A 26146-nucleotide genomic window follows, 5' to 3' on the forward strand; every position below is an offset into this window, starting at 1 on the left:
GAGCCCACGCGATGAACCGGCCGGGATGCATGCCCCCTGCGCGCATCCCGGCCGGTGGGACCACCGCCACCGGTCTGACGTGGCCCCGGCGGCGCCACCCGGAGGGCGTACGCGCCGCGTCTGTGGACGGGCCGGAGCCCGTCGACCGGTTCAGCCGGTCCGTCGAACGAGGGTGCCGGTCGGGTGCCGCCCGGTGACCGAGGCGGCCGGCTCCCCGAAGGACGACCCGGTGTACGTGGTGCCCGGGCGGGCTGTCGGACCCTTCTCGATCTCCCCCGGTGGCCCGTCGGCACGCAGCGCCGAAGGTGGCGCACCCACCCCGCGCGGCTGAAGCGGATTCACCGTGGCCGAGACCCGAGCGGGAGGCGACGAGGGCGTGGTGACGGCGAGGGCGGAGGCGATGGCCGCCTGAGCCTCCCGACGACGCCGGTTCCACGCCCCACGGTCCCCGTCGAAGTAGCCCTGCCGGTAACCGAAGCGGTAACCGATCCGATAACTGAGCTGCCCGTGCAGCCGCCCGGCGGCGTAGCTCGTCGCGGCGAGCACGAGCACCAGGAAGATCGCCAGGAACGGGCTCATCCGGCGGCTCCGGTGCGCCGCGCGAACCTCATCGTTCCTCCGGTTCGACGGTGGTGGGGTCGGCGACCAGGAGCCGGTCGAGGTCGTCGATGCCGATCTCCTCCACCAGTTCCACGCTGATCCGGCAGCCGTCCATGACCACCTCGGCCATCGAGGAGCGGCGGATCTCGCCGCCGGCGTCGTAGACCCGCACGCTCAGTTCGGGGCAGCCGAGATGGGTCCGCCAGGCGTTCCACTCGGCCCGGTCACCGACACTGAGCGACAGGTAGCGGCAGCCCCGGGCGAGGTAGAGGCGCCACGGCGCACTGAGCCCGGCGGCGACCCCCTCGGCCACCAGACCGAACGCCTGAGCACGGGTTGCGAGTTCGGTCACCGCGTCCCCCTCGCACCGGGCGCGTGACGCAGGTGAGCACTGATCGTCTCATGCACGTGACACACCGTAGGTTGTCCCATGAACGTGACAGTATCAGCTTTTCGTTCGTTTGCCTCCGCACCTACGTACATCTATCCTGCCCAGGTGACACCCCTCAGAAAGGGTGCCGGACCCTCATCCGGCTCCACCAGAACGACGTCACGCAAGCGTGACAGACGCGTGGCAGGCGCCGTCACCCAGGCTCAACGGTCGTACGGTCACGAGGTGACCGAGACGGCCAACGCCAGGAAGATCGCCTTCGCCACCTTCGTCCGGCGCGCGCTCGACGAGGCCCGCGCGACCCGGGCGTGGAGCGGCACCGAGGTCTCCCGGCGTACCGGCGTCTCGCGGCAGACCATCAACCGGTGGGTACGCGGCGACTGGGCCAGCGACCCGGAGGCCGAGCGGGTGGTGGCGTTCTGCGAGGGTCTCGGTCTCAACCCGACAGTGGCCTTCGCGGCGTTGGGCTGGGACCGGACGACCTCCCGCCGAACCGCACCGTCACCACCACCGATGGATCCCGACGTCGAGGCACTGCTGCGCCGACTGGTCGATCCCGACGTCTCGGATGCGGAGAAGTTCCACATCCGAGAAACCATTCGTTACCTCGCATATCGCCCGACGTTGCCGCTCGGTGTCCGAAAGCGAGGCGACGCCGCCAGCTAGTTCTCAGATGGCGAAAGAACGGCAGGTCAGCCTCATTCGTTTCGCTACGGGGCGGGATCGGGCGCGCTAGCGTCCGTATTCGTACTGCTTGGGCTCGTCGTCGGCGGGGGGACGGGACAAGGCCGAACCCAGCCCTGCGGGACAGAAGGGGGTCTCTCCATGACCCTGAAATGGTTGGCTGTCGTGGTCGCGACGGTCTCGGTGACGCTGTGCATCACCGGCAACGCGGTGACCCTGACCCTGAACGGCGGGCAGCTTCCGCTGCTCGTCAACCTCTTCGCGCTCGCCACCGCCGGCACCGCGATCGTCCTGGCCGTCGTCGCCGAGTTGCACGACCGGCTCAACGACCGGCTCACCGCGCTGACCGAGTTCCTGGTCGAGCGGCTGCGGGAGATCGAGGCGCACACCGGCGACCGGAACTCCGGTTTTGTGGAGGGCTACCTGCTCAGCCACGGCCAGGAGGCGGCGGTGGTGCCGTTCGGACGCCGGGGACGTGGAGCCGCCGAACGCTGAATCACACCTGTCGCCCACACCGGATTCACGCCAGGATTGACCGGTCGAACCCGGGGTACGCTGTCGCGCGTGCCGCCGTTGAATCTGGGCAACCAGCAGCCGAAGACCCCGCTGAACGCCGACCAGGCCTGGCGGGCGACCGCCGACCGGGCGGCCGAGACCGTCCTCTTCTTCGACTTCGACGGCACCCTCGCGCCGGTCGACGACGATCCGACGCAGGTGCAGCCCGCGCCGAAGGTGCTGGCCGCCATCGAGACCCTCGCGCCGATAGTGCGGCGCATCGCGATCGTCTCGGCCCGACCGGTGGAGTTCCTGCGCGAACACTTCGGTGGGCTCACCGGGGTCGACCTGTACGGCCTCTACGGCCTGGAACACAGCCACTCCGGCGGCGACACGGTCACCGAACCGGCCGCCCTGCCGTGGGTGCCCACGATGGCGGAACTCGCCGAACTCGGCCGGGCCGAACTGCCACCCGGCACCCTTGTGGAGTACAAGCGGCTGTCCGTGGCCCTGCACTGGAGAACCGCGCCGCAACTCGCCGCCACCGTCGAGCAGTGGGGCCGGGATCAGGCCGAGCGCCTCGGCCTGCGGGTCCAGATCGGACGGATGGTCCTGGAGATCAAGCCACCGGTCGACCGGGACAAGGGCATGGTGATCGCCGAGCTGGTGCAGGGCGTACGCGCGGCCTGGTATTTCGGCGACGACGTCTCCGACATCAAGGCCTTCGCCGCGCTGCGCGCCCGCGCCGCCGCCGACCCCGACTTCCTCGGTGTCTGCGTCGCCGTCGCCAACCCGGAGACCGGCGACGAGGTCGCCGAAGCCGCCGACCTCACCATCGACTCCCCGGCCGCCCTGGGTGACTTCCTCACCGAGGCAACCCACCGGCTCACCTGAGCCGGACCGGGACCGGTGCCGCTACGGCGTCTCAGACCCCGTAGCGGCGCTGGCGGGTGGCGTACGAACGCAACGCGCGGAGAAAGTCGACGCGACGGAAGTCGGGCCAGTTCAGCTCGCAGAAGTAGAACTCCGAGTGCGCCGACTGCCAGAGCATGAAGCCGGAGAGGCGCTGCTCACCGCTGGTCCGGATGATCAGATCCGGATCCGGCAGGCCCCGGGTGTACAGGTGCTCGGAGATGTCGTCGACGTCGAGCGAGCCGGCCAGATCCTCAAGCGTGCCGCCGTTCGCCGCGTGTTCCAGCAGCAACGAGCGCACCGCGTCGGCGATCTCCCGCCGCCCGCCGTACCCGACGGCGATGTTGACCTGAGCGCTGCCGGTGCGTTCCCGGGTCCGCTCCTCGGCGGCCTTGAGCGCCGTGGCGAGGCGCGTCGGCAGCACGTCGAGCGCACCGACCATCCGCAGCCGCCAGGGGTTGCCCTCCTCGGCCAACTCGGTGGTGAGGTCCTCGATGATCTGGAGCAGCGGATCCAGCTCGGCCGACGGGCGGGACAGGTTGTCGGTGGAGAGCAGCCACAGGGTCACGTGTCCCACGCCCGCGGCGTCACACCAACGCAGCAGCTCCTTTATCCGCTCGGCACCCATCCGGTGCCCGTCGTTCGGATCCACGAAGCCCATCTCCCGGGCCCATCTGCGGTTGCCGTCACACATCACACCCACGTGGCGGGGCACCGGCCGACCCGCGAGCTTGGCCGTGAGCCGCCGCTCGTAGACGGAGTAGAGAAGTTTCCGCAGACTCATCACCTAGCAGGGTAGCGAGCCGCCGTACGGATCAGTGTGCCGGTGGCCGATGCCGCACCGACAGGCCGAGGGCGATCAGGCCGAGCGTCCGGCCGTCCAGCAGCCCGTCGCCCAGCCCCAGCTCGGTCACCCTGCCGAAGACCCGCGCGTCCCGACCGGCCGCCCGCACCGCCGCGTCCACCACCCGGCGTCGCCGGGCCAGCCAGGCCGCCGCCGAACTGTGCCGCAGATGGGTGCCGAGCCGGCGCCGCAGGGCGGTCGCGTACCGCCGCGCGGCCTGCTCGGGAGCCCCGACGGCGGCGTACCCGGCCAGCGCGCCGGAGCGCAACGCGTAGAAGATCCCCTCACCGGTCAGCGGGTTGATCAGCGAGAACGCGTCGCCGGCGAGAAGCACCCGGCCCCGCCCCGGCGCCGGGCGGAACGTGGACAGGGGCAGGTGATGGGCGCGCAGCGAGCCGACCGTCGCCGGGTCGGTGCCCGGCAGCAGCGCGGCGAGCCGGTCGAGCAGGTGCGCGCGGGTCAGCGACTCGCCCCGCAGCACCTCCCCGTACCCGACGTTCGCCCGGCCGTCACCGATCGGAAACGACCAGGCGTACGCCGGCCAGCGGGCGGCCGAGGTGACGATGAGCTGCGCGGGCGGACCGGGCGGCGCGGGGGCGTACCCCCGGATGGCCAGCGCCAGGTGACGGTCCGGATTCGTCGGCTCGCCGAGTGCCCGGCGCACGACGGACCCGGCGCCGTCGGCACCCACCACGACCCCGGCGGAGATCTCCCCGTCCAGCACGACCCGGTCGGCGCGCACCTCGACCCGGCGCACCGCCCGCCGGCTCAGCGGCACGCCGCCCAGGACCGCCGCCGCCACCAGCCGGGCATCGAACACCTGCCGCGGCACGGTGTACGCGGGCCTGGGCAACGCCCGCGCCACGGCACCGCCGTCCGGTGCCACCAGCCGCAGGGCCGGCACCGGCGCGAACCCGTCCACCGCGTCGCGCACACCCAGTTCGGCGAGAACGTCAAGCGCGTGCGCGGCGATACCGTCTCCGCAGGCCTTGTCCCGGGGAAACTCGGCCCGGTCCAACAGCAGGACCTCGGCACCCGCCCGGCGGGCCGCCAGCGCGGCAGCCGCCCCCGCCGGCCCCGCCCCGACCACCACCACGTCGAACTCGTCGCGCACAGCCCCTCCCCGCTGCAAAGCATCCCGCTGTCCCGCTGTCCCCTGCCCCGCTGCCCCGCCTCGACTGCGCGGCACTCTCTGCTCTGCCGCCTTTGCTCTGCTTCACCCCACGCACTGCGATCGTCCCGGATCCAGTGCGCCCGTTGAAGCAGAGCAAGGAGCCCGGCTCCGAATTGTCGTCCAGCCGCACGTCAAGATCCGGACAACTCGCCGCCGGGGGAACAGGAAGGAGCAACATCAGCGATGTTGTCCCCTCATCGGCACGCGAGACAGCAACATCGGCGATGTTGTCCGCTCGGGCGGGGGCGGAGGCGGGGTGGGGGTCAGGGTGGGGTGGGGGTGGGGTGGGTGGCGCGGTGGATGCCGTAGACGGTGAGGGCGGCGGCGACGACCAGCGGCGCGCCGTCGCGGATCAGGCCGTCGACGCCGAGCAGCCACCAGCACAGCGGAAGGTCGACGGCGAGCACGGCGACCGTGACGACGACGAGCAGGGTGCCCGCCCAGCGTCGACCGCGCAGCAGGAACGCCGTGCAGAACAGCACCAGGTAGCTGGTCGCGATACCGGCTCCCAGCCAGAGCAGCACGGCGGGCACGGCGAGCAGTTGGCCGTCCAGGATCGCGGCGGTGGCGACCAGGGCCGGCACCAGCATCAGCGGGCTGTAGGTGAACGCCGCCACCCGGGCGGTCAACAGCCAGGCGCTCGCCTCAGGCCGGCGCGGTGGCGTTTCCCGCCAGGAGATGCCGGAGCGGTCGATCACCAGTCGGGACCGGTGCCGTACCAAATGCTCGGCGAGCGCCGGCGACCGGTACAGCAACCAGACCACTGTCGCGCAGAGCGTGGTGAGCAGGGCGAAGCCGAGCAGGCCGGGCAGCGGCGGCACGCCCTGGCGGGGCACGATCAGCCGGCCGACCGCGAAGACCGTGGTGACGGCGAGGATCAGGCCGAACGGGCGGGCCACCGTCCGGCCGCGCCGCACGTGCCCGATGAGCAGCAGGAAGCCGAACGAGCGCAGCATCGCCCAGCCGGTGCCTACGGCGAGCCCGAAGCCCTGCTCCGGCGCGTACCACCAGTTGAGCACCTCGACCACGACGGTGGCCGCGGCCGTCACGGCCAGCAGTGCGGTCAGGGCCCGGACGGCGGACGGCCGCCGGACCTCGGTCTCGGCGGCCGTCCTCATGGGATCCGATGATGCCCGGATCCGTCGTCGATCACACCCCTCGCTGCGGTTGCTCCGCGTCGAGCCGAGCCCGCAGTGCGTCCAGCTCGGCCCAGAGGACACCGGGCAGCTTGTCGCCGAACTTCTCGAACCACTCGGTGACCAGCGGCAGTTCGTCGCGCCACTCGTCCGGGTCCACCTTCAGCGCGATGCGGACGTCCTCCGGCGTCATGTCCAGCCCCTCGACGTCAAGCGAGTCCAGGGTCGGCACCATGCCGATCGGGGTCTCCACGGCGTCCGCCCGGCCCTCGATCCGCTCGACGATCCACTTGAGCACCCGCGAGTTCTCGCCGAAGCCCGGCCAGAGGAACCCGCCCTCAGGGTCCTTGCGGAACCAGTTGACGTAGTAGACCTTGGGCAGCTTCGACTCGTCGCCGTCGGCGCCCTTGCCCATCTCGATCCAGTGCCGGAAGTAGTCGCCGCCGTGGTAGCCGATGAACGGCAGCATCGCCATCGGGTCGCGACGGACCACACCGACCGCACCGGAGGCGGCGGCGGTGGTCTCCGAGGAGAGCGTGGCGCCCATGTAGACGCCGTGCACCCAGTCCCGGGCCTCGGTGACCAGCGGCACGGTGTCACGACGGCGGCCACCGAACAGGATCGCGTCGATCGGTACGCCGTTGGGGTCGTAGTAGTCCTCAGCCAGGATCGGGCACTGGGTGATCGGGGTGCAGAACCGACTGTTCGCGTGCGAGGAGAGGTTCTCGCTCTCCGGCGTCCAGTCGTTGCCCTTCCAGTCGATCAGGTGGGCCGGCGGTTCACCCATGCCTTCCCACCAGATGTCACCGTCGTCGGTGAGGGCGACGTTCGTGAAGATGGAGTTGCCCCGGTCCAACGTCCGCATGGCGTTGGCGTTGGTCTTCCAGTCGGTGCCCGGTGCGACGCCGAACAGGCCGTACTCCGGGTTGATCGCGTAGAGCCGGCCGTCCGGGCCGAACCGCATCCAGGCGATGTCGTCACCGATCGTCTCGACCTTCCAACCCGGGATGGTCGGCTCCAGCATGGCCAGGTTGGTCTTGCCGCAGGCCGACGGGAAGGCACCGGCGATGTGGTAGACCCGACCCTCCGGCGAGGTGATCTTCAGGATCAGCATGTGCTCGGCGAGCCAGCCCTCGTCACGGCCCATCACGCTGGCGATACGCAGCGAGTAGCACTTCTTGCCGAGCAGCGAGTTGCCGCCGTACCCGGAGCCGAAGGACCAGATCTCGCGGGTCTCCGGGAAGTGGGAGATGTACTTGGTGTCGTTGCACGGCCAGGCCACGTCCTGCTGACCGGGAGCCAGCGGTGCGCCGATCGAGTGCAGGGCGTGCACGAAGTCGGCGTCGTCGCCCATGGCCTGCAGGACGGAGGCGCCCATCCGGGTCATGATCCGCATCGAGGCGACCACGTACGGGCTGTCGGTGATCTCGACGCCGAACATCGGGCTCTCGGCCTCGACCGGTCCCATGCAGAACGGGATGACGTACATCGTCCGGCCGCGCATCGAGCCGCGGTAGAGCTCCGTCATGGTCCGCTTCATCTCGGCCGGCGCCATCCAGTTGTTGGTGGGCCCGGCGTCCGCTTCGTCCACGGAACAGATGAAGGTGCGCTCCTCGACCCGGGCGACGTCCGTCGGGTCGGTACGCGCGTAGAAGGAGTTGGGCTTCTTGTCGGGGTTCAGCCGGATGAGCGTGCCGGCTTCGACCAGCTCATCGGTGAGGCGACGCCATTCCTGGTCGGACCCGTCCACCCAGACGACCTGGTCAGGGGTGGTCAGTTCAGCGACCTCACGGACCCAGGCGAGGAGTTTCGGGTGGGACGTAGGGGCCTGATCGATACCCCGAACGGTGGCCGGAGCAACCATGACACATCTCCTTGTGGTCGACGCTGACCGGTCTATGGAGTGCACGAGTCTCGGCGCCGCGATGCGCGTCGCCTTCGTGGAAACCTGGGATTGGCCTCAGCGTAAACCGAGGGACCTCTCCAGTCAGTGGGACTGGTTGTGAAGAACTGCACAAGGTGCGGTCACGCTGCGGCATCACGAGCCTTTACCCGCTTTCACGCGCAGTTTCACGCAAATCCTTCGGTGGACCTCCTGCTGACGGCACCCACACCGGCGTTTTTCGACCGGGCGTACCGAAGCGGTGAACAACACCCGATCGCACGGATCCGGTTACGCTCCGTTCGTGCCCGTCCGTGCCGCGGCACCGCCGCACCCCGGTGCCGGTTGCTACCCGCTCCCGGGGTCGCCAACCGGTACGCTCGCACGGTGGCCGCCACGATGACCGGGGAGCCAGGCTCCCGGCAGACCCGCTCGGGTCTGGTTCACTCCCTGATCGACCGTTTCGGTCACCTCGTCCGGGAGATGAGCAAGTTCGCAACCGTCGGCGGGATCGCCTTCCTCATCGACTTCGCACTGTTCAACTACCTGATCGGCCCGCAGGGCGTGGAGCAGATCACCGCGAAGACGATCGCGACGGTCATCGCCGCGACCTTCGCCTTCCTGGGCAACCGGTTCTGGACCTGGCGGCACCGTAAGCGCTCCCACCCGGCCCGGGAGTACGCGCTGTTCTTCTTCTTCAACGCGGTGGGCTTGGGCATCGCGGTCGCCTGCCTCGCGATCAGCCACTACGGGCTCGGCAGCATCTGGCCGTCCGTCTTCCAGACCCGGGTGGCCGACAACGTGGCCAGCTTCATCGTGGGCACCGGGTTCGGCACGCTGTTCCGATTCTGGTCGTACCGACGGTTCGTCTTCGTCGAAGCGGGAACGCCACCCGTCGCGGAAGCGAACCAGGACCGCCGGGCGTGACCTGCCGCCCACTCGTTCGGTCGGAGCCAGCCGACCCCGACCCACTGCCCTAAGGTGTTGCGCATGCCTCTCGTCCGTCTGCTGCCTGAGCGCTGGCAGAAGTTCATCCACGAGGCACTCAAATTCGGCCTGGTCGGTGGCATCAACACGGTCATCAATTACGCCGTGTTCAATGCGCTCGCACTCACGGTCTTCGTCGACGGTCAACTGAAGGCGACCGTCGTCGCCACCATCGTGGCCACCATCACGTCATATCTGATGAATCGGCACTGGACGTACCGTGATCGTCCGAAATCTGCGATGCAGCGCGAATACGCCCTGTTCTTCCTTTTCAACGGCGCGGGGCTGCTGATCGAACTCGGCGTACTCGCCGCCGCCAAGTACGGACTGGGCGTGACCGGGCTGCTGGCGCTGAACATCGCGAAGACCGGCGGTGTGGTGCTCGCGACGCTGTTCCGCTTCTGGTCGTACCGGACGTTCGTCTTCCAGCCCGCCGCGCCGGCCGAGGCGACGCAGCGGTGGCACGGCCTGCCCCGCGACGAGTGGGACACCATGGCCGGAATGGACCCGGTGGCCGAACTCGCGGAGTCGGTGACGGAGCTGGAGGAGGAGCAGCCGCCGGCCGCCCGACCCGGCGTGACCCCCCGGCCACTCCAGCCGAGGTCCGCGTCGCTGCCCGACGAGGCCCGGCTGGCGGCGGAGTTGGACGCCGAGCTGGAGGCCGAGCTGGCCGCCCAGTTGCAGCCCGCCCCGGCTCCCCGTCGCCCTCGCCGACGCTGACCTGTCGCTGCGCGGGGCGGTCGCGCCGGATTCGGGAGGTTACGCCCCGGCAGCCGTGTCGCGCTCGCCGAGAATCTCGCGCAGTTCGCCGTCACCGAGCGAGTGCCGGTCGTCGAATGCCTCCACGAGCTCGTACAGCTTCGTCTGAACCCGGTCGACCCTCGGCACGTCGTGCAGCACGGACTGTCCTCGCTCACCGGCCGACTCGATGGTCAGGGTTCCGTAACCCAGCAACCGGCCGGCGAACTGCTGACTCATCGAGTGGTCGTTGACCCGGCTGAGCGGAATGTCCCGGCGATCGCGGGAGAAGACGCCGTGCTGCAGCACAACCCGTTCGCTGGTGAAGAGGTAGTGGGTGCTGCGCCAGGAGACGTACGGCCACACCGCCAACACCAGCACGGCCAGCAGGGCCAGCCCGCCGATCACCGCGAGCGCCACGGAACCGCCACCGCCCGAGGGCAGGAACAACACGCCGACCACCACCGCCGCGACGGCGAGCACCAGCACCGCCACCGGTCGGATCAGCGCCTTCCAGTGCGGATGCAGGTGCAGCACGACGTGCTCATCCTCACTGAGCACGTCCTCGGGAAACGCCACGGAACCCTCCTCGCCGAAACGGACGCCCAGACCGTAACCCCCTGCGACCACCACCCCCATCCGCCACGCGGCTCATCACTCCCGCCCCATCGCACCGATCATGAAGTTGTTGTCACTCGGACGCGATCCACTCGACAACAACTTCATGATCAACAAATAGGGGCGGTCAGCGGAGGTGGTGGAGGTCGGCGGCGGCCAGGGGGCGCTGGCCGGTGGGGGTGGTGAGGAGGAGTTGGCCGTCGGGGTCGACTCCGGTGGCGGTGCCGGTCAGGGTGGTGCCGTCGGGGAGCAGTGCCCGGACCTCGCGGCCGATGGTGCCGCACGCCGCCAGGTACGCCTCGCGCAGACCGCTGGCCGCCGCATCGCCGCCAGCCGCACGCCACCGCGCGTACCAGTCGGCGACCGAGCGGAGCAGGGCCCGCAACAGCGGATCCCGGTCGGTGGCCGACGCGCCGGCCAGTTGCAGCGAGGTGGCCGGCAGACCGGTCGGAAGCTCCGGCAGTTCGTCGGCGCGCAGCGTCACGTTCAGCCCGATACCGACAACGACCGCCGGCGGGGCGCTCAGCCCCGGCCCGGGCACCCCCTCGGCGAGAATCCCGGCGCACTTGGCACCCCCGACGAGCAGGTCGTTCGGCCACTTCAGGGTGGCGTCCAACTCGGCCAGCAGCGTCACCGCCTCGACCAGCGCCACGCCGGCCAGCAGCGGCAGCCACCCGTACCCCGAAGGTGGCGCCGGCGACCAGCCGCGGGCCGGCACGGCCTCGCCGGGCCGCAGCAGCACGCTGGTGGCGATGCCGGCGCGTGGCGGCGACTGCCAGACCCGCCCGCGCCTGCCCCGGCCGGCGGTCTGCCGCTCGGCCACCACGACCAGGCCCTCCGGCTCCCCCGCCCGGGCCGCCTCGGCGACGTCGGCGTTCGTGGACCCGGTCTCCGTCCGCAACTCCAGCCGGGACCACGGCCCGTACGGCGCGACCAGCGCCCGACGCAGCCGGGCCGCCGACAGCGGCGGACGATCCAGATCGGTGTACGGAGAACCCGGCACACAACCAGCCTACGGGTAGCCCGGTGAGGCGTAGTGCACAGCGGCGGCGACCTGAACCATCGTTATATTCCCAGGGTGACTACCGAGACCGGGACCAACATCCACAGCACCGCGGGCAAGCTGGCGGACCTGGCCAGACGGGTCGACGAGGCGGTGCACGCCGGGTCGGCCCGCGCCGTGGAGAAGCAGCACGCGCGCGGCAAGAAGACCGCCCGGGAGCGCATCGAGATGCTGCTCGACGAGGGGTCGTTCGTCGAGCTGGACGAGTTCGCCCGGCACCGGTCCACCAACTTCGGGCTGGACCGGACCCGCCCGTACGGCGACGGCGTGATCACCGGCTACGGCACCGTCGACGGCCGGCAGGTCTGCGTCTTCGCCCAGGACTTCACGGTCTTCGGCGGCTCGCTCGGCGAGGTCTTCGGCGAGAAGATCGTCAAGGTGATGGACCTGGCCATGAAGATCGGCTGCCCGGTCATCGGCATCAACGACTCCGGTGGTGCCCGGATCCAGGAGGGCGTGGCCTCACTCGGCCTCTACGGCGAGATCTTCTTCCGCAACGTCCGCGCCAGCGGTGTCATCCCGCAGATCTCGCTCATCATGGGCCCGTGCGCCGGCGGCGCCGTCTACTCCCCCGCGGTCACCGACTTCACCGTGATGGTCGACCAGACCTCGCACATGTTCATCACCGGTCCGGACGTCATCAAGACCGTCACCGGCGAGGACGTCGGCATGGAGGAGCTGGGCGGCGCCCGCACCCACAACAGCCGCAGCGGCAACGCGCACTACCTCGCCACCGACGAGGCCGACGCGATCGACTACGTCAAGGCGCTGCTGTCCCACCTGCCCTCGAACAACCTGGACGAGCCGCCGGTCTTCGACGCACCGGCCGACCTGGAGATCAGCGACGCGGACCGGGAACTGGACACGCTGATCCCCGACTCGGCCAACCAGCCGTACGACATGCACCGGGTGATCGAGCACGTGCTCGACGACGGGGAGTTCCTGGAGGTCCAGCCGCTCTACGCGCAGAACATGGTGGTCGGCTTCGGTCGGGTCGAGGGCCGGCCGGTGGGCGTGGTGGCTAACCAGCCGATGCACTTCGCCGGCACGCTGGACATCGCGGCCAGCGAGAAGGCGGCCCGCTTCGTCCGCACCTGCGACGCCTTCAACATTCCGGTGCTCACCTTCGTGGACGTGCCCGGGTTCCTGCCCGGCACCGGTCAGGAGTGGGACGGCATCATCCGCCGGGGCGCGAAGCTCATCTACGCGTACGCCGAGGCCACCGTCCCGAAGGTCACCGTCATCACCCGGAAGGCGTACGGCGGGGCGTACGACGTGATGGGCTCCAAGCACCTGGGGGCCGACCTCAACTTCGCCTGGCCGACCGCCCAGATCGCGGTGATGGGCGCGCAGGGCGCGGTGAACATCCTCTACCGGCAGGAACTGGCCACCGCCGAGGACCCGGCCGCGGTCCGCGCCGAGCGGATCGCCGAGTACGAGGACACCCTGGCCAACCCGTACGTGGCCGCCGAGCGCGGGTACGTCGACGCGGTGATCCCGCCGCACGAGACCCGTACCCAGATCGTCCGGGCGCTGCGGGTGCTGCGTACCAAGCGGGAGACGCTGCCGCCCAAGAAGCACGGCAACATCCCGCTGTAGCTGTCACGAGCGTGCCCCTCCCGAGCGTCGGCGCGTCGGGAGGGGCGGGTCAGCACGGGGGATTGGTGGCGGCGCACATCCGCCCGGCGGCGAGCACCGCCAGCCGACGCAGCTCGGACTCGCTCTCACCGGCCTCGACGTCGACGACCGTGACCAGGTCACCGACCCGCACCACGGCGATGATGTCCGGCGGCGTCGGTCCGGCGAGCACCTCACCGTCGGCGTCGCCTCGACGCGTCTCACCGACCCGGTGGCGGATCAGCACCGACTCGTCGCCGGCGAACTGCCGATCCACCACCTCCCAGTGCTGCACCGCGTGGAACTCGACCCACTCCGCCATGTCGTCGATCGCACCGACCACGACACTCTCCCAGCTCAGACAGTTTCCGATCCGCCGATCGAGGCTGGCGAAGAGGGTTTGCGCCACCTGCGGAGTGATGCGGTACACGTCCTGGGATAGCACGATCGAGATGCCGCTTCCCAATGCCATCCCGTCCTCGATCCGGACATCCTGCGGACGACGCATGGACTGAGAACGGGAGTAACGAGACATCTCCCAGGCCGGAGACATTCCCTTCGCCTGTAGGCACCTCGCCAGCTCAGGATCGACCACGATCGGCTCGGCCAGGCCCGCATTGACGATCGGGGCGTCGACCTCCACCCGCAGATCCTCGGGTTGCAACAGTGCCTCGAACGGAATCTCCGCCCGGCTGATCGCACCTGTCTCCCCCGGCACCGTCGGCGGCCGGGACGGCAGTGCGACGGCGGTCACCAGCGGGATGGACAGCACGACGACGCCGACGGTCACCGCCGCTGCCCTGAACCGGCTGCGTCGCCGCGCCACTGCGCGCACCTCGGCGGTGTCCAGCCAGCGGACGGCCCGCAGCTCCTGTTGCACCCGTTCCACCAGGCCGATGTCGTCGTCAGATCGCATCGGTCGCCTCCTCCAGATCTGACACGACCAACAGCCCGGCCAGTGCGGCACGTCCCCGAGAAAGTCGGGCCTTGACCGTGCCGACCGGCGCGCCGGTCTCCCGGGCGACATCGGCGACGGGCAGGCCCACCAGGTAGTACAGCGCGATCGCGACGCGCTGTTCCTCGGGGAGTTGGCGCAGGGCGGCGACCACCTCGACGGTGTCGGTGGTCGGTTCCGGCACGCTGTCGACCGCGCCGTGTCGCAGGTAGGCCCGGGCCCGGCTACGCAGACTGCGCCAGCGGCTGACCGCGATCCGGGCCGCCACCACGCGTACCCACGCCTCCGGGTCGTCGTAACCGCCCACGCTGGACCAGCGCTGCCAGGCCCGGATGAAGGCCTCCTGCACGGCGTCCTGCGCCTCGGTGAGGTCGCCGGTCAGCACGTAGACGTACCCGAGCAGCCGTTGCCGGCTGCCCCGGTAGAACTCGTCGAACCCCTCGACGTCGGCCACCCGCACCTCCCCGTACCTGACAGAGCACACGCACCGGAGGGTGGTGCGGGTTGCCGGCCGACCGACGGAATCAGGTGAGGCCGGCCTCGGCGAGCAGCGGACCGGCCAGCATCAGGCCGCCGGTCACCAGCACGGTGAGGTTGACCAGGCCGAAGAGGACCACCCAGAAGAACGCCGGCAGCGGGGTGATCCCGGCCAGCTGGTCCGCGTCGGAGGCCGGCATGCCGCGCCGGGCCCGCAGCCGCTGCAACTCCACCACCGGGCGCACGCCACCGAGCAGCAGAAACCACACGCCGGTCCAGGCGAAGGCGGCCTGGACCTGCGGGCTGGCGTACCAGGAGACGGCGAGCACCGCACCCCCGACGATCACCAGTGTCAGCGCGCCGTAGAGGTTGCGGATCATCACCAGCATGGCCAGCAGCAGGAGCACCGCGATCCACAGCAGCAGGGTGATCCGGTTGCCGGCGAGCAGCCACGCCCCACCCAGGCCCACCAGGGGCGGGGCCAGGTAGCCGGCGAGCAGGGTGAGTACCATGCCCGGGCCGGTGGGGCGGCCGGCGGACAGCGTCAGGCCGGAGGTGTCCGAGTGCAGCCGGATGCCGTGCAGCTTGCGCCCGGTGAGTACGGCGACCAGCGCGTGACCACCCTCGTGGGCGATCGTGATCGCGTTGCGGGCGATCCGCCACGGCAGCCGGGTGACGACGACGAGGAGCGCGACCAGCCCGGTGAGCACCACCAGCAGCGGAGGCGGATCAGGCTGCGCGCCGAAGAGGCGTTCCCAGAAGTCGGCCATGCCCTCGATCGACACCATGAGGCGGCAGCCTACCGCTCACGTTCCGCCGCCGGCGTCGCGCCGGGTGACCGTTCCGGTGCCGGTCCCGGGCCGTTCCGCTGGCGGATCGATCCGGCCACGCTGCGTTGATCGCCAGGTGGGTCGCCACCACAACCGGTACATCGAAAGTTGTCTTGATCTCTCTTGCCCTGGCCGACGATCACCTTCAAAGATGTCTGTCTATCGACAGTCGTCTCAGGAGGACGCCATGGGTCGGACCAGATCACTGCGCCGGCTGACCGCCGCCGCACTCGCCGTACTCGCCACCGCCGCCGCCGGGCTGGTCGCCACCGCGACCCCGGCCGCCGCCGCCACCGTGCCGGGCATCGACGTCTCGCGCTACCAGGGCACCATCAACTGGACGAGCGTCCGCAACTCCGGCATCCAGTTCGCCTTCATCAAGGCCACCGAGGGTACGAGCTACCGCGACCCGAACTTCAACACCAACTACGTGAACGCGTACTACGCGGGAGTGATCCGCGGCGCGTACCACTTCGCCCGGCCCAACATCTCCTCCGGCGCGGTCCAGGCGAACTTCCTGGCCTCCAACGGCGGTGCCTGGTCCGCGGACAGCCGCACCCTGCCGGCCGCGCTGGACCTGGAGGCGAACCCGTACAGCGGCGGCTACTGCTACGGCCTGAGCACCACCGGCATGCGTAACTGGGTGCAGGACTTCCTCAACACCTACCGGTCCCGCACCGGCCGGTACGCGGTCATCTACACCACCACCAGCTTCTGGAACCAGTGCACCGGCTCCTGGAGCGGACCGTGGAACAACCACCCGCTGTGGGTGGCCCGCTGGTCGTCCTCCGTCGGGGCGCTGCCGGCCGGCGCGCCGTTCTGGAGCTTCTGGCAGTACACCGACTCCGGCAGCGTCCCCGGCATCAGCGGCGGCGTCGACCGCAACTACTGGAACGGCGACCGCAGCCGGCTGATCGCGCTGGCCAACAACACCTGACGTACGCCGCGACGGCGGGCCGACGTCCTTCGCTCGGAGCGGACGTCAGCCTGCCGTCGCGCCGCACCCGGACCGCTGTCGTCGCGCCGGGTGTCGGCGGGAAATCTCAGGCCCGCCGCCGCGCGGTCATCGCGACCGGCACGCTCATTCCCGCGCCACGGGACACGCTGCCCCGGCGGGTGAGGTGCCAGCCGGCGAACGCGGCTCCGGCGAGTGTCACCAGACTCAGCATGGTCGCCAGCACCGCGACTCCGACCGTGGCGACCAGCAGCACGACGTTGCCCAGCACCACGGCCGTCCACAGTGCCAGCCGGGGCCGGGCATCCCTTCCTCGGTAACCCATCTCGGGCCTCCCTTCCGTCGTCGGAGATCAGATACCCCGAACGGCGGAGGGCCATGCCTGTCGATCAGTCCTGCCGGTCCGGCACGAACTCGCGGAAGATCATCTCGAAGTTCGCCAACTCCTCGTCCCAGTCGCGGTTCGCGACCTCCCAGCGCAGCGCGAAGCCCCGGTTGCTGGCGGTGACGAAGGCCCGGTTACGGACCCTTATCCGGGTGCCGTCGCGGGTCTCCAGCCAGTCCCAGTCGGCGCAGGTCCGCCACTTGCACTCGAACGAGGAGATGTCGATGTACTTGTAGTCGCGGACCAGGTTCTTCCGGTTAGGCTCCTGCGATCGCCAGTCGGCTTCGGCGTCCCGCTTCGGCGTGTCGGTGCGGTCGATGAGCAGTTCCCGTACCCCGTCCGGCTCTTGGTAGATAACCGAAGTGCCGCTGGTGCTGCGTCGCCAGCCGTCGGGGATCGGCACCTTGAAGCCCACCGGGTCGGTCTTTAGCGTCCACCCCTCCGGCAGGCCACCGGCCGATTCCGAGGCGCTGGGCGAGGCCGACGGGCTGGGCGACGCCGACGGGCTGGCCGGCGGGTCACTCGGCGGTGGGGCGGCCGGTTCCGAGCTCGCTGGGGCCGGCGCGCTGCTGGTGCCGTTCGCGGCCGGCGGAGTCCCGCCGTCCTCGTCGCCACCGTTGAGCAGCGGTACCGCCACCACCACGCCGAGCAGCAGCAGCGCCACCACGGCACCGACGAGCACTGCCCGCCGGGTCCGCTCCGAACGGAACTGCCCGGCCTTGAAGACGTTCCCGCGCGTCGGGGCCGGGCTGACCGGGGCCGCCGGCATGACCGAGGTCGGCTGCGGCGTACGCCGGCTGCCGTTTCCTGCCGGCTGATCCACCCGGGTGCGGCCGCTCACCGGCCGGTCACCGCTCGCCCCGTCCGGCGTGCCGCTCGACCGGACCGCCGCTCCGGGCTGCGGACCGCGATCCGTGACCGCACCGCCCGTTCGGGCCGTGTCCGTCGCGGCCCCGCCGTGCACACCGGTCGCCGTCCCGGAGGTTGCGTCGCCCGCGGTCGCCGCACTTTCCGAAGCGTCGGCGTCCGACACGGCGTCGTCCGGGTGCGCCTCGCCGGCCGTCGCACCGTTGTTGGTCTCGTCCGGCGCCGCGTCGGCCCCGGCACTCGTCGGATCCGCCGGGTCAGAGCCGGTCCGGTCGCCGGTGGCGGCATCCGATCCGTCCTGCTCGTCGGGCGGCGCGGGTTGCCCGTCGCCGGTGCCGTCTCCCGGCGCTCCGACCGCGCCAGCGACGACCGGAGCGGTACCACCCTCCGGCCCACCGGCTGCCGCTGCGGCGGTCGACGCGGTGCCGGCAGCGGCGGCCAGGGCGATGTCCCGGTCGCCCGCCGGCGAGTCGCTCCGAGGCTGCCGGTGCTCCGAGTCGTCCGGACCGGCGTCGGTCAGCCCGACTTCCGATTGCCTGCTCGGCGAGAGCTTGGCCGTCGGGTCGGCAGTGGCGCCGCTCTCCGGGCCGGCGACCCGTGTCGTCGAAGCGGCGTCGGCGCGGCCGGCCGAATCGTCGACCTTCGTCGTCGGGTCGGCGTCCGCGCCGGGCTGGTCACCTGTCGAACGGTCCGCTGTGGAACCAGCGGCTGCCGCACCACCGGCCAGCAGCCCTGAGGTGGGTGGCGTACGCGGTGCGGGCGGGGTGACCGGAGTGGACGGCCGCTCGCCGGAGGGACGCGGCGCCGGCACCAGCGGCGGGCGTGGCTCGCGCGGTCCGTTCGGCCCGGGTCGGCGTACGCCGTCGAGCAGTGAGATGCCCCGGGCCCGGCGCCCACCGGCCCGGCGCAGCATGCGTTCGGCCGACTCGGCGGTGATCCGCTCCTCTGGGTCCTTGCGCAGCAGCCCGGCGAGCACCTGCTTGAGCGGGCCGGCGTTGCGGGCCGGCGGCACCGGCTCGGTGGCCAGCGCGGCCAGAGTGCTGATCGCGGACGGGCGCGCGAACGGAGACTTGCCCTCGACGGCGGCGTACAGGGTGGCACCGAGCGACCACAGGTCGGCCTCCGGGCCGAAGGTGCCGTCGCGGGCCCGCTCCGGCGCGATGTACGCGGGCGAGCCGAGCACCATGCCGGTCCGGGTGACGTTCGGGTCACCGGGGATCGTGGCCAGCCCGAAGTCGGTGAGCACCACCCGACCGTCGGTGCCGAGCAACACGTTGCCGGGCTTGACGTCGCGGTGCATGATGCCGGCCTTGTGCGCGGCCTTCAACGCGTTCAGCACGCCCAGACCGATCTCCACGGCACGCGCCGGTGACACCGGGCCGTCCTCGGCGATGGTGTCCTGCAACGACTTGGACGCCACGTACTCCATGACGATCCACGGATCGCCGTCGGTGCGGAGCACGTCGAAGATGCGCACCACGTTGATGTTGTTGAGCCGGGCGATGGCACGCGCCTCGCGGAGCGACCGCTCGCGCATCTCGCGACGTTCGTCGCTGGTCAGGCCCGGCGGCGGAACCAGCTCCTTGATGGCGACGTCGCGGTGCAGTACCTCGTCGCGCGCCTTCCATACCCGACCCATGCCGCCCTGACCGAGCGGCGAGAGCAGCCGGTACCGGTCGGCGACGAGTTGGGGGGCAGCTTCTGACATCGCTGAGACGGTACCCGGCAGCGCAGACGGTCACACCGCCGGCACGCCACTGTCCGACGAAGGTCGGCCTCCGGCCCGCGTACCCTGAGGTCATGTCTGTCGAAGAGCCGTTGTTCCGGGTGGTGCGCGGCGTGCCGACCGCCGAGGAACTGGCCGCGTTGGTGGGCGTGATCGCCGTCCGGTCGCGCCCCACGGCCCGGTCCGCGCCGGCCCCGGCGTCGGTCTGGGCGCGCAGCGGCCGTCCGACGGGTGCGGGGCTGACGCCCGGTGCCGGCAACTGGCGCACCGCCGGCCTCCCTCGCTGACCCCGTCTGGTTCCCGGCAGCTCTGTCGGGCCCGGTCAGGGCTGCCGGAGGGGGCGTTCACCGTCTAACCTCACTCAGGGGAGCGAGCCCGTGACAGATTGGGAGGGCCGATGATCCCTGAGGAGGATCGACACGCGTCCTGGCTGAGTGGTTCCGGGGGCGTCGAGGCCGACATCCGGCAGCTACGCGACTTCGCCGAGCAGCTCCGCGCCGAGGTGGAGAGCAGTTATGCACCGCACCTGCGGTACATCGCCGACGACATGCTCACCGCCGTGCCCAACCCGGCCGACGCGTTCGTCGAGCTGGTGCTCTTCATGCGTACCCACTGGGAGACGCAGCAGGCGACGACCAACGCCGTCTGGGGCGTCGGTGACGCCACCGGCCACCTCGCGGCGGCCGCGAAGCTCGTGGCCGATCAGTACGCCGACACGGACGCTTTCGCCGCCGCCCGCGTCGCCGACGTCCACCGAGCATTCGAGGAGCGGCACGCCGCGCCACCCGTCAGCGAGACGCTCGGGCAGCCGGGCCCGCCGCCAACCTCGGCCGTGGCCTCGCCACCGCTCGTCGACCCGACCGGCACCGACAACACCGGCCCGGTGGTGGTGCCATGAGGGAACCGGGCGTCGGCCGCAGCGGCGGCCTGACGGAGTGGCATCTGATGAACGTGGCCGACATGTGGGCCTGCCTCCAGGGCCACCACACCGACAACCACTGGCGTCACGTCGCCGGCTGGCGAAAAATCGCCGAGCTGTCCGGTCAACATCTCGGCCGGCTGAGAACGTACCGCGAACGCCTGGCCCAGGCCTGGCCGCCCGAGACCAACGCGGCCTCCCACGCCTACCTCGTCAAGCTCGACGAGCTGATCGAACAGGTGCAGCGCACCCACGACGCCGCCGCCACCAACCAGACCGCGCTGTCCGCCGCGACCCTGGCCCTCAGCAGCAGCCGAGACAAAATCGAAAAAATCCACCAGGAGTACGCCGACAAGCTGCAACAGAAGCGATCCTGGGAACAAACCGCCGCCGACCCTAAAGCTGCCGCCGCCAGCCGAGCCATTCAGTCACCGGTCACCGACTCGGACCTGGAGCGGTTGAACACCCAGGCCCGCAACATCATGTACGGCCTCAGCACCGAACTCCAACAAGCCCAAACCCAACTCCGCCACCCCCCACCCCCCTCTCGCGTTAAACCCGGTAGCGACCAGATGCTTGGCGAGAACCAGGCTGCGTCCCCGATAATCCCTCCGGTCATGCCGGTACCAAGTCAGTCAACTAACCCGCATGCGTCAGGGCGCGCACCAACCCTAGCGTCGACAGATGTGCCGACAGTTATTAGGCGAAGCACATCGGAAGTGGGTCCAATCCTTGGCGGAATTCCTGCCCCGGCACCGTCGTCTCCCACGGCTTCGGCGGCTTTACCCCCGACTCCCACCCTGAACTCCGCAAGCAGCACTTCCGGTCCGCCACCATCGATCATTCGATCGCCAACCGTCCCCAGGATAGGGGATTCCCATGAAGTGCGGCCTAGACAACCCGACTTCGGCAGGTCACCCGACTCGCCCCCCGGGAGAGCGAATTCGACTGCGAATCTACCGGGGGGGATAATCGGAGGCGGGCAAACTCCGATTATCGGCCAGCCGTCCGGTAGCCCTGAGGCCCGTCGGGTCAACCCGGTCGGAGGTATCATCGGCGGGGCCGCCGGAACAGGCCCTGCCGGTGCTGCTGGATCCCGCCCCGGCGCTGGAAGGTCGATCAGCCCAATCTACGGTTCCACACCAATCGGCGGTTCACCTCACCAATACCACTCGAACTCGCAACGAGGTTCGCAGGGATCAAGTCTTGCGGAAGCCCGTCATTGGGATCCCGACATGCCTTGGAAGGCGATGGAAGGGGTGCAGCCCATCTTGCGACCACCTGACGACGAGGGTCCGATCGATCCAGGCCCGGCCATCGGTCTTGCGCGGTGAAATTACCCGCCTCCAAGCCCTACGTAGCACCGCTCACCGCTTCGCTCACCTTACTATTCGCGATAATCTCCACTCCAGCGCCAGCTTTGGCAACCCACCAAGCCATCGAGGAGAAACGCCTACAGCAGTGGCATCTTCAGTACCTCTCAGTAAGAGAAGCACACCGAATCAGCAAGGGCCAAGGTGTTACTGTTGCCGTACTCGACACCGGCGTTTATCCGCATGCTGAACTAAAACAAAATCTGCTCCCTGGCACAGATTTTACGGAGAAGGGAGGCAGCGGATTGCAGGACGTTGATGGACACGGCACAGCCATGGCGGGACTTATTGCTGCCCGAGGCCGGGATTCAGCAGTAGGGATTGCACCTTACGCAACCGTCCTCCCGATCAAGTTCAAAGACGATAGCTCCGAAGGAACAGCCGATGGCCTTGCCCAATCAGTAATCTACGCGGTCCAGAGTGGGGTCGAGGTAATTAGCATCTCAGCAGGAGGAGAACAAGACATTGCCGAACAGGAAGCGGTTCAGGCTGCGCTTGACGCTGACATCATCGTCGTTGCCGCCGCCGGAAATCGGCCTCGTGATCAAACTGTGCGCTACCCTGCGGCCTACCCCGGTGTCATTGCCGTAGGCGGCATAGACAAAAAGGGTAATCAGGCCGACGTTTCCGTTACCGGCGACAGAATCGACGTTGTGGCACCGGCCGTTGAGTTGGTTAGCACCAATTTCGATGGTGGTTACCGGGTAGGTACGGGGACTTCTGGGGCGGCGGCGATTGTGGCGGGGGCGGCAGCTTTGGTCCGGGCCAAGTATCCGTATCTGCCGGCTGATGAGGTGGCGCATCGGCTGACTGCGACTGCGATCGACAAGGGGCCGCCGGGAAGGGACGACCAGTACGGCTACGGGGTCATCGATCTGGTGGCGGCGCTGACGGCAGACGTACCGCCGAGGGGTTTCGGGTCGGTGCCGGCGGACGCGCCGGACACGGCCGGTCCTAGCACAGCGGCGGCTGATGGGCCGCCGGCTGACGAGGGGCGGGCGGCGACTGTCCGCGGTCTGGTCACGCTGGGGGTGCTGGTGGCGGCGGGTGGCGCTTGGGCGCTGGTGGCCCGGCACCGACGCCGCTCCGATGATCCGCCACCTCGGATCACTCGCTGACGCATCGGAATTGCGTTTCCCCCGGGCCGTGGGTGCGCGGGGAAGGCCCCAGGTCTGCGGGCGGCGGTGCGCGGTGAGGCGTACGCGGGCAGGCGGTAACGTCGGCGGGGTGTCTGATGCTTTGCCGCTTCGCCTCGTGCTCGCGTCGGCGAGCCCAGCCCGCCGCAAGTCTCTCCAGGCTGCCGGCATCGAGCCGGACGTGCTGGTCAGTGGAGTCGACGAATCGCTCGTGGTGACCGAACGGGCGGAGGATCTCTGCCTCGAGTTGGCTCGGCTCAAGGCGCAGGCCGTGCTGGGTCGGCTGCGTCCCACGGACGACGAGCGCACCCTTGTGCTCGGCTGCGACTCGGTGCTCGCCTTCGACGGCGAGATCTTCGGCAAGCCCGACAACGAGGCCGACGCGACCCGACGGTGGGAGCGGATGCGTGGGCGCAGCGGGGTGCTGCACAGCGGGCACTGTCTCGTCGACATCGCGGCCGGGCGACGCGCGGAGGCGGTGGCCTCCACCGTGGTGCACTTCGCCGACATCAGCGACCACGAGATCGCCACCTATGTCGCGACCGGCGAGCCGCTGGCGGTGGCCGGTGCGTTCACGATCGACGGACTGGGCGGGCCGTTCGTGGAGCGGATCGAGGGGGATCCGGGGACGGTCGTCGGGCTTTCCCTGCCGCTGCTGCGGAGGCTGCTCGGCGAGTTGGATCTGCGGATCACCGATCTGTGGACGAAGGTCGCGCCTGGTAACCAGATCGTCGAACCGCTCGGTTAGGTTCCGAGGATGACGCTGAAGTCGATTCCACTCACCGACGACCTGCACCGGTACCTCGTGGCGCACGGCGCCCCGCCGGACGAGGTCATCAGCGACCTGGCGCGGGAAACGCTCGCGCTGCTTCCCGAGCACGCGTCGATGCAGGTCGCGCCGGAACAGGCCGCATTCCTGACGTTCCTGACCCGGCTGATCGGTGCCCGACAGGCGGTGGAGGTGGGCACCTTCACCGGGCTGTCGTCGCTGGCGATCGCCCGTGGGCTGGCCGAGGGTGGGCGGTTGACCTGCTTCGACATCTCGGAGGAGTACACGAGCGTGGCCCGCCGGTACTGGGCGCGGGCCGGTGTCGACGACCGGATCGACCTGCGGATCGGACCGGCCGGTGACACGCTGCGCGAACTGCCGCACGACCGGCACCTGGACTTCGCCTTCATCGACGCCGACAAGACCGGCTACCCGGTCTACTGGGCCGAGTTGGTGCCTCGGATGCGGCCGGGTGGTGTGATTGCCGTGGACAACGTGCTGCGTAACGGTCGGGTGGTGGCACCGCAGAGCGTCGACGACCGGGCGATCGCGGCGTTCAATGAGGATGTGCTGGCCGACGTACGGGTGGATGCCGTGATGCTGCCGATCGCCGACGGCCTGACCCTCGCCCACGTGCACTGACACCGACGCCGGGGGCATCGACCGACTCCGGTTGCGGCATGTCGCGGCCTCGCGGAGACGGGAAACCGCGACATGCCGCAACTCGGGCCGCCGGCCGCCCATGCCGGACCGGGCCGCCGGCCGCCCCGCCGGACTGGGGCGGTCGGGGGGCGCGGCGGTCGGGGTGGGTGGGGTCAGCGGACGCTGCGGGCGAACTGGCGGGCGGCCCAGTAGACGCCGGCCGCGGCGAGCACCGCGATGATGCTCAACCCCTGCCAGACCCGGTCGTCGCCGATGTCGCCGTTGAACAGGGCCCGGGTGCCGTCGACCGCCCAGGAGAACGGGTTCCACTTGGCGACGCCCTGCAACCAGCCCGGGGCGAAGGCGAGCGGCAGCAGGATGCCGGAGAGCAGCAGCACCGGCTGGGCCACGGTGTTCATCAGCGGCGCCAGGGCGTCCTCGCTCTTCACCTTCAGCGCGACGCCGTAGGAGACCGCCGAGGTCATCAATGCGATCAGGGCGAGCATCAGGTACGCCAGCAGCAGGTCACCGATGAACACCCGCAGGTCGAACAGGAGCGCGAGCAGCGTGATGATGACGGCCTGGGTCATCAGCGACACCACGTCGCGCAGCGACCGGCCGAGCAGCAGGGCGAGCCGACTGACCGGGGTGACCCGGGAACGTTCGATGACCCCGGCCCGTAGTTCGGCGATGAGTCCGAAGCCCTGAAAGAGGCCACCGAAGATGGCCAGCAGAACCAGCAGACCAGGCACGAAGATCTTGTAGGCCTCGGCCTGGGTGGCTGCGCCCAGCGCCGGCTTGAGCAGCGGGGCGAACAGCAGCAGGTACATCACCGGTTGGAAGACGCCGACGAAGACCCACACGGGGTTGCGCAGCAGCAGGTGCAGCTGCCGTTGGAAGATCAGCCAGGTGTCGCGAGCGAGCTTCATGAAATCTCCGGGTCGGGTCAGGACTCGCGCAGCGAGCGGCCGGTCTTGGTGAGGAAGACGTCGTCGAGACTCGGGCGGTGCAGCTCGATCGACCTGAGGTCGAGCCCTGCCGCGTCGACCCGGCGCAGGATCCGCGGGATGGCGGTGGCACCCTCGTCGACGAAGAGCCGCAACCCGCCCTCGTCGAGCAGTTCCAGCCGGTTCACGTACTCCTCGCCGTCGAGCAGTTTCTCGGCCTCGCCGGTGGCGGTGACGTCCAGGCCGACCTGGACCACGTCGCCGGAGATCTCCCGCTTGAGGTCGGCCGGCGTACCCTCGGCGACCACCTCGCCGTGATCCATGATCGCGATGCGGTCGCAGAGCGCGTCGGCCTCGTCGAGGTAGTGCGTGGTGATGAAGACGGTCATCCCGTCGGCGCGCAACCGGCGGATCTCGTCCCACATGTGCGCGCGGCTCTGCGGGTCGAGCCCGGTGGTCGGCTCGTCCAGGAAGACGATCTTCGGCTCGTGGATGATGCCGAGCGCGATCTCGACCCGGCGTCGCTGGCCACCGGAGTACGTCTTGCACTTGCGGTCGGCGAACTCGACAAGTTGGAACGCCTCCAGCGCCCGGGCGGCCCGCCGCTGCGCCTCGGTCTTGCGGATGCCGTACATCCGGGCCTGGAGCACCAGTTCCTCGCGGCCGGTGGATTCGTCCCAGGTGCTTCCGCCCTGGGCCACGTAGCCGATCCGGCGACGCACCTCACCCGGGTCCTTGAGCAGGTCGGCGCCGGCAATGGTGGCCTGACCCCCGTCCGGCTCGATCAGGGTCGCCAGCATCCGCAGCGTGGTGGTCTTGCCGGCACCGTTCGGGCCCAGGAACCCGAAGATCTCGCCGGCCGGGACGTCGAGGTCGACGCCGCGTACCGCCTCGACGGTTTTCGTCTCCCGACCGGCCCGGCTGCGGAACGACTTCCGCAGCCCTCTGGTCTCGATCATGTCCTGCTCCCCGCTCGTGGCCGTTGTCGGCCATCATCGTCACCGGCACTCGACCACATCGGTAC

At 70.0% G+C, this 26146-nt stretch carries 26 protein-coding genes and 1 pseudogene; 12 read left to right on the forward strand and 15 right to left on the reverse strand.

Going from position 1 to position 26146, the window contains the following annotated elements; genetic code table 11:
- Positions 1-150 precede the first annotated feature (150 nt).
- Both O3597_RS21065 and O3597_RS21070 read right to left on the reverse strand, forming a co-directional pair.
- Entirely contained in the window at positions 151-579 is a 429-nt protein-coding gene (locus O3597_RS21065; protein WP_281602176.1) for a hypothetical protein, read from the reverse strand.
- Positions 580-607: 28 nt separating this feature from the next.
- A complete protein-coding gene (locus O3597_RS21070) occupies positions 608-952 on the reverse strand; it encodes a hypothetical protein (RefSeq protein ID WP_164446116.1) in 345 nt (114 codons plus the stop codon).
- A gap of 264 nt (positions 953-1216) precedes the next feature.
- Between O3597_RS21070 and O3597_RS21075 the strand changes: the two genes are divergently transcribed.
- The 3 genes from O3597_RS21075 (at position 1217) to otsB (ending at position 3064) form a co-directional block, all read left to right on the forward strand.
- Positions 1217-1657: an XRE family transcriptional regulator gene (locus tag O3597_RS21075; RefSeq protein ID WP_164446117.1), complete on the forward strand. Its 441-nt coding sequence runs from the start codon at positions 1217-1219 to the stop codon at positions 1655-1657.
- A 159-nt stretch (positions 1658-1816) separates the two neighbouring features.
- Positions 1817-2170 carry a hypothetical protein gene (locus O3597_RS21080; RefSeq protein ID WP_164446118.1) on the forward strand — a complete coding sequence of 118 codons (354 nt, stop codon included), beginning with the start codon at positions 1817-1819 and terminating at the stop codon, positions 2168-2170.
- A gap of 69 nt (positions 2171-2239) precedes the next feature.
- Positions 2240-3064 carry a trehalose-phosphatase gene (otsB, locus tag O3597_RS21085; RefSeq protein WP_164446119.1) on the forward strand — a complete coding sequence of 275 codons (825 nt, stop codon included), beginning with the start codon at positions 2240-2242 and terminating at the stop codon, positions 3062-3064.
- Positions 3065-3095: 31 nt separating this feature from the next.
- On the opposite strand, the gene O3597_RS21090 is transcribed toward otsB, so the two are convergent.
- From O3597_RS21090 to O3597_RS21105, 4 genes are all read right to left on the reverse strand, one after another.
- Positions 3096-3866 (reverse strand): isoprenyl transferase, encoded by a 771-nt coding sequence (locus O3597_RS21090; RefSeq protein ID WP_164446120.1) that lies wholly within the window; start codon positions 3864-3866, stop codon positions 3096-3098.
- A gap of 31 nt (positions 3867-3897) precedes the next feature.
- On the reverse strand, positions 3898-5040 hold the full coding sequence (locus tag O3597_RS21095) for a geranylgeranyl reductase family protein (RefSeq protein ID WP_281602177.1): 1143 nt from the start codon (positions 5038-5040) through the stop codon (positions 3898-3900).
- 323 nt (positions 5041-5363) lie between these two features.
- Positions 5364-6218 carry a hypothetical protein gene (locus O3597_RS21100; protein ID WP_281602178.1) on the reverse strand — a complete coding sequence of 285 codons (855 nt, stop codon included), beginning with the start codon at positions 6216-6218 and terminating at the stop codon, positions 5364-5366.
- A gap of 31 nt (positions 6219-6249) precedes the next feature.
- Positions 6250-8100 (reverse strand): phosphoenolpyruvate carboxykinase (GTP), encoded by a 1851-nt coding sequence (locus O3597_RS21105; RefSeq protein ID WP_164446123.1) that lies wholly within the window; start codon positions 8098-8100, stop codon positions 6250-6252.
- Between the two features lie 417 nt (positions 8101-8517).
- Between O3597_RS21105 and O3597_RS21110 the strand changes: the two genes are divergently transcribed.
- Both O3597_RS21110 and O3597_RS21115 read left to right on the forward strand, forming a co-directional pair.
- Complete coding sequence (locus tag O3597_RS21110) at positions 8518-9045, forward strand: GtrA family protein (RefSeq protein WP_235944505.1); 528 nt, start codon at positions 8518-8520, stop codon at positions 9043-9045.
- 63 nt (positions 9046-9108) lie between these two features.
- The gene (locus tag O3597_RS21115; RefSeq protein ID WP_281602180.1) at positions 9109-9825 is read left to right on the forward strand and encodes a GtrA family protein; all 717 of its coding nucleotides are present in this window, start codon (positions 9109-9111) and stop codon (positions 9823-9825) included.
- A gap of 39 nt (positions 9826-9864) precedes the next feature.
- On the opposite strand, the gene O3597_RS21120 is transcribed toward O3597_RS21115, so the two are convergent.
- Entirely contained in the window at positions 9865-10422 is a 558-nt protein-coding gene (locus O3597_RS21120; RefSeq protein WP_164446126.1) for a PH domain-containing protein, read from the reverse strand.
- Between the two features lie 166 nt (positions 10423-10588).
- Complete coding sequence (locus O3597_RS21125; RefSeq protein ID WP_281602181.1) at positions 10589-11464, reverse strand: biotin--[acetyl-CoA-carboxylase] ligase; 876 nt, start codon at positions 11462-11464, stop codon at positions 10589-10591.
- A gap of 75 nt (positions 11465-11539) precedes the next feature.
- Here O3597_RS21125 and O3597_RS21130 point away from each other — a divergent pair, with 75 nt between their 5' ends.
- Entirely contained in the window at positions 11540-13123 is a 1584-nt protein-coding gene (locus O3597_RS21130; RefSeq protein ID WP_164446127.1) for an acyl-CoA carboxylase subunit beta, read from the forward strand.
- Between the two features lie 49 nt (positions 13124-13172).
- On the opposite strand, the gene O3597_RS21135 is transcribed toward O3597_RS21130, so the two are convergent.
- From O3597_RS21135 to O3597_RS21145, 3 genes are all read right to left on the reverse strand, one after another.
- Complete coding sequence (locus tag O3597_RS21135; protein ID WP_281602182.1) at positions 13173-14057, reverse strand: hypothetical protein; 885 nt, start codon at positions 14055-14057, stop codon at positions 13173-13175.
- A complete protein-coding gene (locus tag O3597_RS21140; protein ID WP_164446742.1) occupies positions 14047-14550 on the reverse strand; it encodes a SigE family RNA polymerase sigma factor in 504 nt (167 codons plus the stop codon). The genes O3597_RS21135 and O3597_RS21140 overlap by 11 nt, the downstream gene beginning before the upstream one ends.
- A gap of 70 nt (positions 14551-14620) precedes the next feature.
- Positions 14621-15361: a M50 family metallopeptidase gene (locus O3597_RS21145; RefSeq protein ID WP_164446129.1), complete on the reverse strand. Its 741-nt coding sequence runs from the start codon at positions 15359-15361 to the stop codon at positions 14621-14623.
- 229 nt (positions 15362-15590) lie between these two features.
- Here O3597_RS21145 and O3597_RS21150 point away from each other — a divergent pair, with 229 nt between their 5' ends.
- Complete coding sequence (locus O3597_RS21150) at positions 15591-16340, forward strand: GH25 family lysozyme (protein WP_204004703.1); 750 nt, start codon at positions 15591-15593, stop codon at positions 16338-16340.
- Between the two features lie 106 nt (positions 16341-16446).
- Here O3597_RS21150 and O3597_RS21155 read toward each other — a convergent pair whose 3' ends face one another.
- Positions 16447-16683 carry a hypothetical protein gene (locus O3597_RS21155; protein ID WP_164446131.1) on the reverse strand — a complete coding sequence of 79 codons (237 nt, stop codon included), beginning with the start codon at positions 16681-16683 and terminating at the stop codon, positions 16447-16449.
- Between the two features lie 1474 nt (positions 16684-18157).
- Positions 18158-19318 (reverse strand): annotated as a pseudogene (locus tag O3597_RS21160) (serine/threonine-protein kinase); the annotation flags it as partial.
- 92 nt (positions 19319-19410) lie between these two features.
- Here O3597_RS21160 and O3597_RS21165 point away from each other — a divergent pair.
- From O3597_RS21165 to O3597_RS21185, 5 genes are all read left to right on the forward strand, one after another.
- Positions 19411-19623 (forward strand): acyl-CoA carboxylase subunit epsilon, encoded by a 213-nt coding sequence (locus tag O3597_RS21165; RefSeq protein WP_164446132.1) that lies wholly within the window; start codon positions 19411-19413, stop codon positions 19621-19623.
- Between the two features lie 110 nt (positions 19624-19733).
- Positions 19734-20234: a hypothetical protein gene (locus tag O3597_RS21170; protein WP_164446133.1), complete on the forward strand. Its 501-nt coding sequence runs from the start codon at positions 19734-19736 to the stop codon at positions 20232-20234.
- Between the two features lie 1351 nt (positions 20235-21585).
- Positions 21586-22746: a type VII secretion-associated serine protease mycosin gene (gene mycP, locus O3597_RS21175; protein WP_281602183.1), complete on the forward strand. Its 1161-nt coding sequence runs from the start codon at positions 21586-21588 to the stop codon at positions 22744-22746.
- Positions 22747-22855: 109 nt separating this feature from the next.
- Positions 22856-23512 carry a nucleoside triphosphate pyrophosphatase gene (locus O3597_RS21180; protein ID WP_164446134.1) on the forward strand — a complete coding sequence of 219 codons (657 nt, stop codon included), beginning with the start codon at positions 22856-22858 and terminating at the stop codon, positions 23510-23512.
- 9 nt (positions 23513-23521) lie between these two features.
- Positions 23522-24175 carry an O-methyltransferase gene (locus O3597_RS21185; protein WP_281602184.1) on the forward strand — a complete coding sequence of 218 codons (654 nt, stop codon included), beginning with the start codon at positions 23522-23524 and terminating at the stop codon, positions 24173-24175.
- Positions 24176-24348: 173 nt separating this feature from the next.
- On the opposite strand, the gene O3597_RS21190 is transcribed toward O3597_RS21185, so the two are convergent.
- Complete coding sequence (locus O3597_RS21190; protein WP_164446136.1) at positions 24349-25104, reverse strand: ABC transporter permease; 756 nt, start codon at positions 25102-25104, stop codon at positions 24349-24351.
- A 17-nt stretch (positions 25105-25121) separates the two neighbouring features.
- The gene (locus tag O3597_RS21195; protein ID WP_093406253.1) at positions 25122-26081 is read right to left on the reverse strand and encodes an ATP-binding cassette domain-containing protein; all 960 of its coding nucleotides are present in this window, start codon (positions 26079-26081) and stop codon (positions 25122-25124) included.
- Between the last annotated feature and the right edge of the window lie 65 nt (positions 26082-26146).

Source organism: Verrucosispora sp. WMMA2044, from assembly GCF_027497155.1.
Taxonomy (GTDB): Bacteria; Actinomycetota; Actinomycetes; order Mycobacteriales; family Micromonosporaceae; genus Micromonospora; species Micromonospora palythoicola.